The 14,549-nt window shown below is 64.8% G+C and carries 12 protein-coding genes; 3 read left to right on the top strand and 9 right to left on the bottom strand.

The genetic code is table 11. The features are described from left to right. The first annotated feature begins 115 nt into the window (after positions 1-115). Positions 116-820, top strand: a complete 705-nt coding sequence (locus AC1DYS_RS20170; RefSeq protein ID WP_477902409.1) for a TetR/AcrR family transcriptional regulator — start codon at positions 116-118, stop codon at positions 818-820. 25 nt (positions 821-845) lie between these two features. Here the strand turns inward: AC1DYS_RS20170 and AC1DYS_RS20175 are convergent, their stop codons facing one another. The 9 genes from AC1DYS_RS20175 to glpD form a co-directional block, all read right to left on the bottom strand. Continuing rightward, positions 846-1,772 (bottom strand): amino acid ABC transporter substrate-binding protein, encoded by a 927-nt coding sequence (locus AC1DYS_RS20175; RefSeq protein WP_477902411.1) that lies wholly within the window; start codon positions 1,770-1,772, stop codon positions 846-848. Positions 1,773-1,782: 10 nt separating this feature from the next. Continuing rightward, positions 1,783-3,081, bottom strand: a complete 1,299-nt coding sequence (locus tag AC1DYS_RS20180) for a dicarboxylate/amino acid:cation symporter (RefSeq protein ID WP_477902414.1) — start codon at positions 3,079-3,081, stop codon at positions 1,783-1,785. A gap of 263 nt (positions 3,082-3,344) precedes the next feature. Then, complete coding sequence (locus tag AC1DYS_RS20185; protein ID WP_047488192.1) at positions 3,345-5,078, bottom strand: ABC transporter substrate-binding protein; 1,734 nt, start codon at positions 5,076-5,078, stop codon at positions 3,345-3,347. 108 nt (positions 5,079-5,186) lie between these two features. Then, complete coding sequence (locus AC1DYS_RS20190; RefSeq protein ID WP_477902416.1) at positions 5,187-5,495, bottom strand: DUF2160 domain-containing protein; 309 nt, start codon at positions 5,493-5,495, stop codon at positions 5,187-5,189. Positions 5,496-5,549: 54 nt separating this feature from the next. After that, positions 5,550-6,362: a carbohydrate ABC transporter permease gene (locus tag AC1DYS_RS20195; RefSeq protein ID WP_477902418.1), complete on the bottom strand. Its 813-nt coding sequence runs from the start codon at positions 6,360-6,362 to the stop codon at positions 5,550-5,552. A 71-nt stretch (positions 6,363-6,433) separates the two neighbouring features. Continuing rightward, complete coding sequence (locus AC1DYS_RS20200) at positions 6,434-7,318, bottom strand: carbohydrate ABC transporter permease (RefSeq protein ID WP_477902420.1); 885 nt, start codon at positions 7,316-7,318, stop codon at positions 6,434-6,436. 109 nt (positions 7,319-7,427) lie between these two features. Beyond that, positions 7,428-8,456, bottom strand: coding sequence for an ABC transporter ATP-binding protein (locus AC1DYS_RS20205; protein WP_047488205.1), 1,029 nt, complete (start codon positions 8,454-8,456; stop codon positions 7,428-7,430). 83 nt (positions 8,457-8,539) lie between these two features. Continuing rightward, positions 8,540-9,622 carry an ABC transporter ATP-binding protein gene (locus AC1DYS_RS20210; protein ID WP_477902422.1) on the bottom strand — a complete coding sequence of 361 codons (1,083 nt, stop codon included), beginning with the start codon at positions 9,620-9,622 and terminating at the stop codon, positions 8,540-8,542. 25 nt (positions 9,623-9,647) lie between these two features. Further along, positions 9,648-11,210 (bottom strand): glycerol-3-phosphate dehydrogenase, encoded by a 1,563-nt coding sequence (glpD, locus tag AC1DYS_RS20215; RefSeq protein WP_477902702.1) that lies wholly within the window; start codon positions 11,208-11,210, stop codon positions 9,648-9,650. 236 nt (positions 11,211-11,446) lie between these two features. Between glpD and AC1DYS_RS20220 the strand changes: the two genes are divergently transcribed. Both AC1DYS_RS20220 and glpK read left to right on the top strand, forming a co-directional pair. Continuing rightward, positions 11,447-12,211: a DeoR/GlpR family DNA-binding transcription regulator gene (locus tag AC1DYS_RS20220; protein ID WP_477902424.1), complete on the top strand. Its 765-nt coding sequence runs from the start codon at positions 11,447-11,449 to the stop codon at positions 12,209-12,211. 805 nt (positions 12,212-13,016) lie between these two features. Beyond that, positions 13,017-14,519: a glycerol kinase GlpK gene (gene glpK, locus AC1DYS_RS20225; protein WP_477902426.1), complete on the top strand. Its 1,503-nt coding sequence runs from the start codon at positions 13,017-13,019 to the stop codon at positions 14,517-14,519. Positions 14,520-14,549: the final 30 nt, after the last annotated feature.

The following is a 14,549-nucleotide window of genomic DNA, read 5'->3' on the forward strand; positions in this document are numbered from 1 at the left end:
TTTGAGGCTTTTCGCTATGAAACTGGGGAACTAAATATTCGTAGTGATCACTACGACATATGGCACAATGTACTCAGCCCGAGCGCGTTGGTCAAGTAATTTCGTAGTGGTCGTTATGAAAAGTACATCAGAGACATCGGCAACCCCCTCGGCCTGCGCGAAAGCACCGGCCAAGCCACGGGGCCGCCCCCTGTCGTTCGACCGCGATGCCGCCCTCGAGCAGGCGATGCACGTGTTCTGGGAGCGCGGCTACGAAGCCGCTTCCATCAGCGACCTGACGAGCGCGATGGGCATCACCCCGCCCAGCCTGTACACCGCCTTCGGCGACAAGGAGCACTTGTTCCTCGAGGCGATCGAGCGCTATGGCAAGGGCCCGGGCGGCTTCGGGCAGAGGGCACTGGATGAAGAGCCCACCGCACGCGGCTCGATAGAGCGTTTGCTCGAAGAAGCTGCCACCGAGCTGACGCAAGGCTGCCACCCGCTGGGCTGCATGATGGTCATGGCGGCGACCAATTGTTCGGTGGCGGCCGAGCACATCCAGGTCGCACTGGCCAAGCGCCGCGCCCTGGGTGTCGCCAACATGCAGGCCCGCATCCAGCGTGGCATCGATGCGGGCGAGTTGCCTGCCGGTACCGATGCCGGTGTGCTGGCCAACTTCTACGCCACCATTTACCAAGGCATGTCGATGCAGGCCAAGGACGGCATGTCGCGCGACAGCCTGATGGCGACGGTCGACGCCGCCATGCGCGCGTGGCCGGCTGCCTCGTCTGTGGAGCCCGCTCAGCCGGCGGCCAAGCGCCGCAGTTCCACCTCAGCCTAGCGCCGTGGGCTTCAGGCGCGCCGCACTACTCGGTGCGCGCCACCATCGTCTGGATGATGGTTTCGAGCTGCGGGCTCATCGGCAGGTCCAGGCTCACGCCGTTGGGCAGCTTGCGCAAGAACCAGCGCGTGTAGCGGCGTTCGATCTCGCGGTCTTCCGCCAGGCGGTGGAAGGTGTCGTTCACCAGCCGCGTGAGCGGCGCGTCGCCCTTGCGGAACATCACGCCATAAGGGTCGTACGACAGGAAATCACCGGTGACGACGTACTCGCCCTGCAGCTTGTTCTGCGCAACCAGGCCATAGAGCAGCACGTCGTCGGTTGCAAACGCATCCACTTGCCCGCTGGTGAGCAAGGCGAACGACGCCGCATGGTCGGCGGCCGCCGTGATGGCCATGTCGACCTTGAACTTGACGGCCAGGTCTTTCATCGTCTTCTCGTTGGTGGTGCCGGCGGTGACGGCGACCTTCTTGCCCGCCAGGTCGCGAAACGACTTGATCGACGAGTTCTTCTTCACCAGCAGCTTGGTGCCCGACACGAAGATGGTGGGCGAGAAGCTCACGAGCTTCTGCCGCTCGAGGTTGCTGGTGGTCGAGCCGCATTCCATGTCGACCTGGCCTGAGGCCACGGCTTGGAGCCGTGATTCGGACGTGACCTGCTGCCACTTGATCGCAATGGTCCGGCCCACTTCGTCGCTGATGGCATCGACCAGCAGCTTGCACAGGTCGACCGAGTAGCCGATGGGTTCGCCGCGCGTTGACAGGTAGGAGAAGGGAACCGACGACTCGCGGTGCCCGAGCACGATGGTGCCGCTTGCGCGCACCTTGGCCAGCGTGCCGGTGAGCTGCACGGGGGTCTCTTCGCCCTGCGCCGCAGCCCACGTCGCGCTGGCCAGCAGGAGGCAGCCGGCGAGCAGCCATCGCCACAGCCTCGGATTCAAACGCCGCGCGTTCATGGCTGCGTTCTCAGGCGTGGCCGAGTTGCGGCTCAGGGGCCGTGTCCAGCGTGCGCGCATTCGCTTCGGCCTCGGCTTCAGGCAGCAGCTCGCCTTCCCACTTGGCGACCACGGCGGTGGCAATCGAGTTGCCGACCGCGTTGGTGGCCGAGCGCCCCATGTCGAGGAAGGTGTCGACACCCAGGATCAGCAGCAGCCCGGCCTCGGGAATGTTGAACTGGTTCAGCGTGGCGGCAATCACCACCAGCGATGCACGCGGCACGCCGGCCATGCCCTTGGACGTGAGCATGAGGATCAGCAGCATCGTGATCTGCGTGCCGATCGGCAATGCGATGCCGTAGGCCTGCGCGATGAACAGCACGGCGAAGGTGCAGTACATCATCGAGCCGTCGAGGTTGAACGAGTAGCCCATCGGCATCACGAAGCTTGAGATCTTGCGTTTGACCCCGAAGCGATCGAGCGCATCGAGGATCTTCGGGTACGCGGCCTCCGAGCTCGCGGTCGCGAACGACAGCAGGAACGCCTCCTTGATCAGCACCAGCAGCTTGAACACGCGCGGCCCGAGGAAGAGGAAGCCCGCGCCGACCAGCACGGCCCAGAGCAGGATCAGGCCGATGTAGAAGTCGCCCATGAACACCGCGAACTTCAGCAGGATCTCGAGGCCGTTGACGGCGACGGTGGCCGCCATCGCGGCCATCACCGCGAGCGGCGCCAGCTTCATCACATAGCCGGTGATCTTGAGCATGGCATGAGACAGCTCGTCGATCGCGGCGACCAGCGTCTTGGCCTTGTCGCCGAGCGACGAGAGCGCCACGCCGAAGAACATCGAGAACACGACGATCTGCAGGATCTCGTTGTTGGCCATGGCCTCGGCAAACGACTTCGGCACCAGGTGGCTGACGAAGTCTTTCAACGTGAACTTGCTGGTGGCCAGGTTGGCCGAGGCGCCGATGTCGGGGAGCGGCAGACCGAGGTTCTTGCCCGGCTCCAGCAGGTTGGCCATGACGAGCCCGAGGATCAACGACACCAGCGAGGCGGTGACGAACCACCCGAGCGCCTTGCCGAACACGCGGCCCACCGAGGCCGCGTCGCCCATGTGCGCGATGCCGACGACGAGTGTCGAGAACACCAGCGGGCCGATCAGCATCTTGATGAGCCGCAGGAACACATCGGAGACGATGGACACGTAACCCGCGATCTGCGCGGCGGCTTTCTTGTCGGGAAAGCTCGTGAACACCATGTAGCCGAGGATGATGCCGACCACCATGGCGATCAGGATCCAGAGGGCCGGGGGAAGTTTCTTCTTCATCGGTGCGTCCTCGCGTTGGCTGTTGCGCAGTCGGCATCGACCGGCGGTGCCATTGGAACCCTGCACGAGGCACTAAGCAAGTCTCAAGCCGTTTTTTGCGGCCGATGGCGTCCCAGCACGAAGCGTTCTCGGCGCACGCCGCACCAAGCGCGACAACAAAAATGCCCTCGGCACTGTCGCACCGAGGGCATGAAAGAGCGGCCGCTGCACCAAGGCAGTCCGGCGCGCTCGCTTCTGGTCAGGAAGATTTCAGATCTGGATCTTCAGCGAACCTTGCCGGCCTTCCACGCATTCAGCAGCGTGTCGTAGGCGATGGTCTCGCCCTTCGGCTTTTCGTTCGCCAGCTTCTTCCATGGGGCACCCTTGTCGCTCAGGTACTTGTTGGGGTCGCCCTTGGGGTTCAGCTTCGGCGCGCAACGGGCCATGCCAGCGCGTTCGAGGCGGGACATCACCTGGTCCATCTCTTCGGCGAGGTTGTCCATGGCCTGCTGCGGCGTCTTCTCACCCGTCACGGCCACGGCCACGTTCTTCCACCACAGCTGCGCGAGCTTCGGGTAGTCGGGCACGTTGGTGCCGGTCGGTGTCCACGCCACCCGTGCCGGGCTGCGATAGAACTCGACCAGGCCGCCGAGCTTGGGAGCCAGGTCCGTCATCGCCTTGCTCTGGATGTCGGACTCGCGGATCGGCGTCAGGCCCACGATCGTCTTCTTCAGCGAGGTGGTCTTGGCCGTCACGAACTGGGCGTACAGCCAGGCGGCTGCCACCTTGTTGGCGTCATGCCCTTCGAAGAAGGTCCACGAGCCCACGTCCTGGTAGCCGTTCTGCATGCCTTGCTTCCAGTACGGACCGTTCGGGCCGGGCGCCATGCGCCACTTCGGCGTGCCGTCGGCATTCACGACCGGCAGGCCCGGCTTGTTCATGTCGGCGGTGAAGGCGGTGTACCAGAAGATCTGCTGCGCGATCTGGCCTTGGGCGGGCACGGGGCCGGCTTCGCCGAAGGTCATGCCGGTGGCTTCTTTCGGCGCGTACTTCTTCATCCAGTCGACGTACTTGGTCAGTGCGTAGACGGCGGCCGGCGAGTTGGTGGCACCACCGCGCGAGACCGAGGCGCCCAGCGGCGTGCAGCCGTCCGGCGAGACACGGATGCCCCACTCGTCGACCGGCATGCCGTTCGGGATGCCGATGTCGGCGGAGCCGGCCATCGACAGCCAGGCATCGGTGAAGCGCCAGCCGAGCGACGGGTCTTTCTTGCCGTAGTCCATGTGCCCGTAGATGGGCTTGCCGTCGATCGTCTTCACGTCTTCGCTGAAGAACGCGGCGATGTCTTCGTACGCGCTCCAGTTCAGTGGCACGCCCAGGTCATAGCCGTACTTGGCCTTGAACTTTTCCTTCAGGTCGGGGCGCGCGAACAGGTCGGCACGAAACCAGTACAGGTTGGCGAACTGCTGGTCGGGCAACTGGTAGAGCTTCTTGTCGGGTGCCGTGGTGAAGCTGGTGCCGATGAAGTCCTTGAGGTCCAGGCCGGGGTTCGTCCACTCCTTGCCCTTGCCGGCCATGTAGTCGGTCAGGTTCATGATCTTGCCGTAGCGGTAGTGCGTACCGATCAGGTCGGAGTCGCTGATCCAGCCGTCATAGATCGACTTGCCCGACTGCATGGAGGTCTGCAGCTTCTCGACCACGTCGCCTTCCTGGATCAGGTCGTGCTTGACCTTGATGCCGGTGATCTCCTCGAAGGCCTTCGCCAGCGTCTTCGATTCGTACTCGTGCGTCGTGATGGTCTCGGACACCACCGAGATCTCCTTCACGCCCTTGGCCTGCAGCTTCTTGGCCGCGTCGATGAACCACTTCATCTCGGCAGTTTGCTGGTCCTTCGACAGCGTCGAAGGCTGGAACTCGTTGTCGATCCACTTCTTGGCTTCAGCCTCCCCGGCCCACGCGCTTTGGCCCAGAGCCAAAGCAGCGGCGGCAAAGGCCACGGTTTTCAAGCGCAATTTCATGTATGTCTCCTCAGGTGCTTCCCTCGCATCACATGGACTGTCGGCTGGGAAGGGGTGGCCGACTGCCTTTTCCAAATTTTCAAAAGTCGTTGCTGCAGCTCTTAGTCCTCAGCCCTTGCGCATGATCAGCGCCAGCAAGAGCATCGAGACCACGAAGCTGATCCAGATTGAAGGCTCCTGCTCCAGGCCGAACCAGGTCACCATCTTTTCGCTGACGGCCACGAAGGCCAGATTCACATACGCCGCACTCAGCAGCCCGATGAACAAGCGGTCGCCACGCGTCGTCTCCATCGGCAGCCAGCCGCGGCGCAAGGTGGTGGGGGACTTGAGTTCCCACACCGTCATGCCCACGAGCATCAGCACGATGCTGCAGAAAAATATGGCGACGGGCAGCGTCCATGCCATCCACTCAAACATGTCTCGTCTCCATTCGGTTGACCGGTGTTTCCCTGTGCATCACGTTCCTGTGCATCACACGCGTCCCATGGCGAAGCCCTTGGCGATGTAGTGCCGCACGAACCAGATGACGATCGCGCCCGGAACGATGGTGAGTACGCCCGCGGCGGCAAGCACGCCCCAGTCCATGCCCGAGGCACTGACCGTGCGTGTCATCGTTGCGACGATGGGCTTGGCGTTCACGCTGGTCAGCGTGCGGGCCATCAGGAGCTCGACCCAGCTGAACATGAAGCAGAAGAAGGCTGCGACGCCGACACCCGCCTTGATCAGCGGGATGAAGATCGTCAGGAAGAAGCGCGGGAACGAGTAGCCGTCGATGTACGCCGTCTCGTCGATCTCGCGCGGGATGCCGCTCATGAAGCCTTCGAGAATCCACACTGCCAGAGGCACGTTGAACAGCAGGTGGGCCAGCGCCACCGCGATGTGCGTGTCCATCAGGCCGAGCGTGGTGTACAGCTGGAAGAAGGGCAGCAAGAACACGGCCGGCGGCGTCATGCGGTTGGTCAGCAGCCAGAAGAACACGTGCTTGTCGCCGAGGAAGCTGTAGCGGCTGAAGGCGTAGGCCGCGGGCAGTGCCACCAGCAGCGAGATCACCGTGTTGATGGCCACGTAGATCATCGAGTTGATGTAGCCCGAATACCAGCTCTCGTCGGTGAAGATGGTGCGGTAGTGCTCCCACGTGAAGTGCTGGGGCCACAGGCTGAAGCTGGAAAGGATCTCGACGTTCGTCTTGAACGACATGTTGATCATCCAGTACACAGGCAGCACGGCGAACAAGAGGTAGGCGATCAGGAAGATCGTCCGCTTGCGGAAGCGCTTCTCATTCATGGCAACCCCCTACGCGCTGCGCGCGGTCCCCCCGAGGGGGAGCGCCTGTCTTGAGGCGGCTCGGCGACAGGCTATCCATGCTGGGCTCCTTCGGTGCTGGCCGTGCCGACTCGCTGCATCCAGTTGTAGAGGATGAAGCACAGCAGCAAGATGATGAGGAAGTAGATCAACGAGAACGCCGCTGCGGGCCCAAGGTCGAACTGGCCGACCGCCTTCTGCGTGAGGTACTGCGACAGGAAGGTCGTGGCATTGCCCGGCCCGCCGCCCGTCAGCACGAAGGGCTCGGTGTAGATCATGAAGCTGTCCATGAAGCGCAGCAGCACGGCGATCATCAGCACGCCGCGCAGCTTGGGCAGCTGGATGAAGCGGAACACGGCGAACTTGCTTGCGCCGTCGATGCGGGCGGCCTGGTAGTAGGCGTCGGGAATCGCACGCAGCCCGGCGAAGCACAGCAGCGCGACCAGCGGCGTCCAGTGCCACACGTCCATCACCAGCACGGTGAGCCACGCATGCGTGGCGCTGCCGGTGTAGCTGTACTCGATGCCCAGCTTGGCCAATGCAGCGCCCATCAGGCCGATGTCGGTGCGGCCATAGATCTGCCAGATGGTACCGACCACGTTCCAGGGAATCAGCAGCGAGATGGCGACCAGCACCAGCACGGCCGACGAGCGCCAGCCGGTGGCCGGCATCGACAGCGCAAGGCCGATGCCGATAGGAATCTCGAGCAGCAGCACCGACAGCGAGAAGATGATCTGGCGCAGCAACGCGCCCTGCAGGTCGTCGTCACGCATCACGGACTTGAACCACTCGGTGCCGACGAACACGCGCCGCTCGGGCGAGATGATGTCTTGCACGGAGTAGTTCACGACCGTCATCAGCGGTAGCACGGCCGAGAAGGCCACGCACAGCACCACCGGCAATATCAGGAACCAAGCTTTCTGGTTGACGGGTTTCATTGGGCCCCCCAGTCGCTTTGCTCCTGCCCCCAAGGGGCGCCGCTCCAGAGGCCCGGCAAAGCCGGTTCCTCGGAGCGTGGCTGGATGAAAGGCTTCGCTGCGGTTGCCGTCATGCGACCAACTCCTCGTTCTTGTAGTAGCAGGTGTGCGAGCCGGCCACGCTGAACCATGCGGTCTCGCCGACCGCGGGTGGCGTGGTGTCGGCGCTCAGGCGCGCGCGGATCACGCTGTCGCCGGCCTTGGCGGTCACGAGCCAGTAGGTGCCAACGTCTTGCCGCTGCGTCACCACCGCGGCGAGCGCGCCGGGGGTGTTGGCCGCGGTGACCTTCACGTACTCGGGCCGGATGCCGAGCAGCGTAGCGCCGTCCGGCGAACCGGGCATCAGCGAGGCCGGCAGGAAGTTCATGCCCGGCGAGCCGATGAAGTGGCCGACGAAGGTGTGCTTCGGCCGCTCGAACAGCTGGTCGGCCGAGCCGATCTGCACCGCGCGGCCACGCGTCATCACGACCACCTCTTCGGCGAAGGTCAGTGCCTCCACCTGGTCGTGGGTGACGTAGATGAGCGTGAGCTTCAACTCGTGGTGAATCTGCTTGAGCTTGCGCCGCAGCTGCCACTTCAAGTGCGGGTCGATCACCGTGAGCGGCTCGTCGAACAGCACGGCGCTCACGTCTTCACGAACCAGGCCGCGGCCGAGCGAGATCTTTTGCTTGGCGTCGGCCGCGAGGCCGGCTGCGCGCACGTTGAGCTGGCCGCTCATCTCCAGCATCTCGGCGATGGCGCCCACGCGTTGCTTGATCTTCTCGGGCGCAACGCCACGGTTCTTCAGCGGGAAGGCCAGGTTCTCGGCCACCGTCATCGTGTCGTAGATGACGGGGAACTGGAACACCTGGGCGATGTTGCGCTGCTGCGGCGTCTTGCCGGTCACGTCGACGCCGTCGAACTTCACCGTGCCCTGCGAGGGCATGACGAGGCCGGAGACGATGTTGAGCAGCGTGGTCTTGCCGCAGCCCGAAGGGCCGAGCAGCGCATAGGCGCCGCCATCGCGGAAGCTCATCTTCAATGGCAGCAGTGCGTAATCCTCATCCTTCTGCGGATTGGGACGGTAGGCGTGTGCCAGGTCAAGGTCAATGCGGGCCATGTCAGGACTCCTGCCGGGCCGCCCCAAGGGAGGCCTGCGCCCCCTTGGGGGGCAGCGAACAAAGTGAGCGTGGGGGCTTCATGTCAGAGCCCTCCTTTCGCCGGGGCGACGAGCAAGGCGCCGGCCGAATCGAACACATGCACGTGCTCGGGGTTCAGGTACAGCGTGAGCGGCGCGCCCAGCTCGAAGAAATGAACGCCGGTGAGCTGCGCGACGAGCTCGCCGACGGCGGTTTCGATGTGCACGAAGGTGTCCGAGCCCGAGATCTCGGCCAGCTCGACCTTGCCAGGCAAGGCCACGTCGCCGGGGCGCTGGTTCACGTGCAGCGCACTCGCGCGCACGCCGACGGTCAGAGCCTTGGTGTGTGCCTTCTCGTGTGATGAAGGGAGCGGCACCGACAGCTGCACACCGGCCGGCAGGCTGATGGACAGGCCGGTTGCATTGCCTTCGATGAGGTTCATCGGCGGGTCGCTGAAGGCGCGTGCCACGCGGATCGACTGCGGGCGGTGGAACACCTCGGCCGTGGGGCCGTACTGCAACAGTTCGCCCGCGTCCAGCACCGCCGTGTAGCCGCCAAGCAGCAGCGCCTCGGTCGGTTCGGTGGTGGCGTAGACGACGGTGGAGTCGCCGGCGGCGAAGAGCTGTGTCAACTCGTCGCGCAGTTCTTCGCGCAGCTTGTAGTCGAGGTTCACCAGCGGCTCGTCGAGCAGCATCAGCGGCGCATTCTTGGCCAATGCGCGGGCGAGGGCCACGCGCTGCTGCTGGCCGCCCGAGAGCTCGGCCGGCAAGCGCTTCAAGAACGGCTCGATGTGCAGCTTCGCGGCGAGTTCGTTGACGCGCTGGGCGATGCCCTTGTCCTTGCGCAGCTTGAGCGGCGAGGCGATGTTGTCGAACACCGTCATCGACGGGTAGTTGATGAACTGCTGGTAGACCATCGCGACATTGCGGTCGCGCACGGCCACGCCGGTCACGTCTTTCCCGTCGACACGCACGACGCCCTTGCTCGGCACGTCCAGCCCAGCCATCAATCGCATCAGCGTGGTCTTGCCGGCTTGGGTGGCGCCCAGCAGCACCGTCACGGCGCCCGGCACGAGGCTCAGGTCCAGCGGGTACAGGTGGGTTTGCGGGCCGACCTGCTTGTCGACCCGCTCCAGGGTCAACTGCATGTCGATGCCTCTTTGTTCACTGCGCTCACGTCTTGATCTCCACAGATGGTTTCATGGGTGCCCAGCGCGCCTTGCACCAGACCGCCACGCGTTCGCGGTCGGCCGCGCTCATGTGCAGGCCGAGCTTGGTGCGGCGCCACAGCACGTCGTCGGCGGTTCTCGCCCACTCGTGCTTGTGCAGGTAATTCAGTTCGGCCTCGAACAGGCCGGGTGCCACTTCTTCGCCCAGGCCGTCGGCACCGACCACGAGGTCGATGCGACCGCCATAGCAACGCGCCAGGTGGTGCCGCACGGCGGCCGGCCATTGCGGGTGGCGCTTCGCCAGCTCTGCTTCGAAGCGGGCGAAGTCGGTGTCGGGCCGCACCGCCGTGCCGATGAAGGCGCTCAGGTCGCCGCCCGGCAGGTGCGAGCCCGAAGTCCATGCCGGCTTCTTCACGCCGAGGTGCTGGCACAGGCCATCGGCCGCTTCTTCCGCCAGCTTGCGGAAGGTGGTGATCTTGCCGCCCCACACCGTGAGCAGCGGCGCGGCGTGGGTGTCGAAGTCGAGCATGTAGTCGCGCGTGACGGCCGAGGCGTCGCTGCTCTCGTCGCCGAGCAGGGGGCGCACGCCGGCATACGTCCACACCACGTCGGCCGCGGTGACGGGTTTTGCGAAATAGCGGCTCGCCTGCTCACACAGGTAGGCGATCTCGCTGTCGTCGATCTGCGCCTTGCCGATCGGGCTTTCGCTTTCCACGTCGGTGGTACCGATCAGCGTGAACTCGCCTTCGTAGGGGATGGCGAAGATGATGCGGCGGTCGGGGTTCTGGAAGATGTAGGCGTGGTCGTGGTCGAAGAGTTTTTTCACCACGATGTGGCTGCCCTTCACGAGCCGCAGCGTCTTGGACTCACGCAGGTGAGCGTGCTCCTGCAGGAACTGCGCAGCCCACGGGCCGGCGGCGTTCACCAAGGCACGCGCACTGACCTGCCGCCGTGCGCCGTTCGCATCCTGCAATAGCATCTGCCAGCCGGTGGCATTGCGCTGGGCATCGGTGCAGCGCCAGCCGGTGAGCACGGTGGCGCCGTGCTCCGCTGCGTCAAGCGCATTGAGCACAACGAGGCGTGCGTCGTCGACCCAGCCGTCGGAGTAGACGAAGCCCTTGGTGAACTGCGGCTTCAGCGGCTTGCCGGCCACGTGTTCGCGCAGGTTGATGCCGCGCGAGCCGGGCAGCACCTCGCGCTTGGCCAGGTGGTCGTACAGGAACAGCCCGGCGCGGATCATCAGGGCCGGCCGCATGCTCGGGTCGTGCGGCATCACGAAGCGCAGCGGCCACATGATGTGCGGCGCGCTTTTCAGCAGTACCTCGCGTTCGGCCAGCGCCTTGCGCACCAGCGAGAACTCGTAGTACTCAAGATAGCGCAGCCCGCCGTGGATCAGCTTGGTCGACGACGACGAGGTGTGCGCCGCGAGGTCGTCTTTCTCGCACAGCACCACGCTCAGCCCCCGGCCCGCGAGGTCGCGCGCGATGCCGGCGCCATTGATGCCGCCGCCCACGACGAGCACGTCGCAGGTCGACTGGGCGGGAGGCTGGCGGTCCGGCGGCGCCATGTCGGCGGCGCCCGGGTGCGGATGGTTCAAGCTGTCTGTCTCCTGGTCTTCGGTGATCGGCTGTTTGTCGGTTGCCGATTGGGTCACGGGCATGTTCGGTTTTTGTTCGTTTGTTTTCCTCTTTTTTCTTTTTAGCCCACAAACGAAAATGGCGCAAGCTCGCAATCCATCAGTTGATGGGCATTCCCTATCCGCTACCCTCGCGACCAAAATCGCCTTGACGACACCCGCCGCGCATGACTCCCAATCCCCGACAAGCCTTGCTGATGCAGGAAGTTCGTGCCCGCGGCGCGCTGTCGGTCGAAGCCCTGGCCGAGCAGTTCGGCGTGACGTTGCAGACCGTGCGGCGCGATGTGAAGCAGCTCGCCGAGGCCGGTTTGCTGGCGCGTTTTCACGGCGGCGTGCGCCTGCCGAGCTCGACCACCGAGAACATCGCCTACCGCCAGCGCCAGCAGCTCAATGAGGCGGCCAAACAACGCATCGCGAAGGCCGTGGCCAAGGCCGTGCCCGAGGGCTGTTCGCTGATCATCAACATCGGCACCACGACCGAGGCCATTGCGCGCGAGCTGTTGAACCACAAGGGCCTGCGCGTCATCACCAACAACCTCAACGTGGCGGCCATCCTGTCCGACAACTCCGACTGCGAGGTCATCGTCGCTGGCGGCGTGGTGCGCTCGCGCGACCGCGGCATCATCGGCGAGGTGACGGTCGACTTCATCAGCCAGTTCAAGGTCGACATCGGGCTGATCGGCATCTCCGGCATCGAGGACGACGGCACCTTGCGCGACTTCGACTACCGCGAGGTGAAGGTGGCGCGCGCCATCATCGAGCACTCGCGCGAGGTGTGGCTCGCGGCTGACCACAGCAAGTTCAATCGGCCGGCGATGGTGAAGCTGGCGGAGTTTGAAGAGGTGGACATGTTGTTCACTGATGCGGCGCCGCCGGAGCCGTTTCCGGCGCTTCTGAGCGAAGCGGGGGTGCAGTGCGAGGTGGCGCAATGAGGGCGTTGCGCTTGCGCCATTCGTTCGGGTATCGAAGCCCGGTGCCCTTGATGCCGTGGCTGCATTCGCATGAGGCTCTTGTTCACTGCGTGAGGCTGCGTCGGGATGTCGTCCCGACAGCCGACTCACTTTCTTTCGCTTCCCCGAAAGAAAGTAAGCAAAGAAAGGGGGACCCGACGTTGACGGTCCGGCTGCGCCGGACTGCTCTGCGGTGCTCGGTGTTTGGGGCCTCGCGCCCAACTCGCTTTGTTCGCTACGCTCACGGCGCTCAGACAAACGTCGCGAAGTCAGTTGTTGATGCGCGCTATCGCGCGCGGCCCCAAACGCCTGCGCTCCTCGACGCCACCCACGGGGACCCGAACACCAGATTCGCCTCGCTGCGCATCGGCACGATGGCGCGTCGCTTCGCTCGCGCCCGATGCGAACCGAGGTGCAGGGAAGTTGCGAAGCAACGACCGAATTGCTCTTGGGCCCCGTGGGGGGCGTCGAGGAGCGCAGGGCTTTGGGGCCGCGTGCGCAGCACGCTTCGTGATCTGACTTCGCGCCGTTTGTCTGAGCGCAGCGGCCACAGGCCGCGAAGCGAGTTTGGCGCGGGCCCCGAAGACCGAGCACCGCAGAGCAGTCGGCCACAGGCCGACCGCCACCGTCGGGTCGCCTTTCTTTTGGTTCCTTTTCTTTGGCGAAGCAAAGAAAAGGGACTGCCCTGTCGGGGGCACATCCCGACGCGGCCTCACGCAGTGAACAAGACCCACAAGAAAGCAAACCAAGGCTTCAATACCTCAGCCCGAACGGATGAGCGAACACCATGACCACCCCCACCCACATCCTCGCCCTAGACCAAGGCACCTCCAGCTCCCGAAGCATCGTCTTCGACAACCAGGGCCACATCGTCGCGATGGCCCAGCGCGAGTTCCGGCAGATCTACCCGCAGCCTGGCTGGGTCGAGCACGATCCGAACGAGATCTGGGAGTCGCAACTCGCCACCGCCAAGGAAGCCCTCGCCAAGGCGAAGCTCGAAGCGAAGGACATCGCCTCCATTGGCATCACCAACCAGCGCGAAACCACGCTGGTGTGGAACCGCAAGACCGGCCAGCCGATCTACAACGCCATCGTCTGGCAAGACCGGCGCATGGAACCCGTGTGTGCCGACATGCGCGCGAAGGGCCTGGAGCCGACCTTCCGCGAGAAGACCGGGTTGATCATCGACGCCTACTTCTCCGGCACCAAGCTCAAGTGGATCCTCGACACCGTGCCCGGCGCGCGTGCGGCGGCGGCCAAGGGTGAGCTGGCCTTCGGTACCGTCGACACATGGCTGATGTGGCATCTGACGAAGGGCCGGCTGCATGCCACCGATGTGAGCAACGCCTCGCGCACGCTGATGCTCAACGTGCACCGCAACGAGTGGGATGACGATCTGCTGAAGATCCTCGACGTGCCGCGCGAGATGCTGCCGGAGGTGCACCCGTCGAGCCACGTCTACGGCCACACGCATGCCGATCTGCTGGGTGCGTCGCTGCCGATCGGTGGCATCGCGGGTGACCAGCAGAGCGCGCTCTTCGGCCAGGCCTGCTTCAAGGCCGGCCTCGCGAAGAACACCTACGGCACTGGCTGCTTCATGCTGATGCACACCGGCGCGCAGTTCCAGACCTCGACCAATGGCCTCATCACGACGAGTGCTGCGCAGCCGACCGCGACACCCGAATTCGCGCTCGAAGGCAGCGTGTTCATCGGCGGCGCGGTGGTGCAGTGGCTGCGCGACGGGCTCAACGCCATCAAGGCCAGCGGCGAAGTGCAGCAGCTGGCCGAGAGCGTGCCCGACTCGGGTGGCGTGATGTTCGTGCCGGCCTTCACCGGCCTGGGCGCGCCGTACTGGAATGCCGATGCGCGCGGCGCCATCGTCGGCCTCACGCGCGGCACGACCGTGGCCCACATCGCCCGCGCGGCGCTCGAGAGCATCGCCTTCCAGAGCGCGGCCTTGCTGCAGGCCATGAGCCGTGATGCGGTGAATGCCGGCGGCGCGCCGGTGGCCGAGCTGCGAGTGGATGGCGGGGCGTGCGTCAACAACCTGCTGATGCAGTTCCAGGCCGACCTGCTGGGCATCCCGGTCGTGCGGCCCAAGGTCATCGAGACGACGGCGCTTGGCGCGGCCTACCTCGCGGGGCTGTCGAGCGGCGTCTTCCGCAACCTCGACGAGCTGAGTGCGCAATGGCAGGTCGACCGAACCTTCCGCCCGACCATGTCGCGCCCGCGCGCTGAAGCGCTGATGGCCGAGTGGGAACACGCCGTGCGCAAGGCCACGGCCGACTGAGGGAATTGGCGGCGTGAGGGTGCATCACTG

It is taken from the genome of Rhizobacter sp. P2_G4, assembly GCF_056403575.1.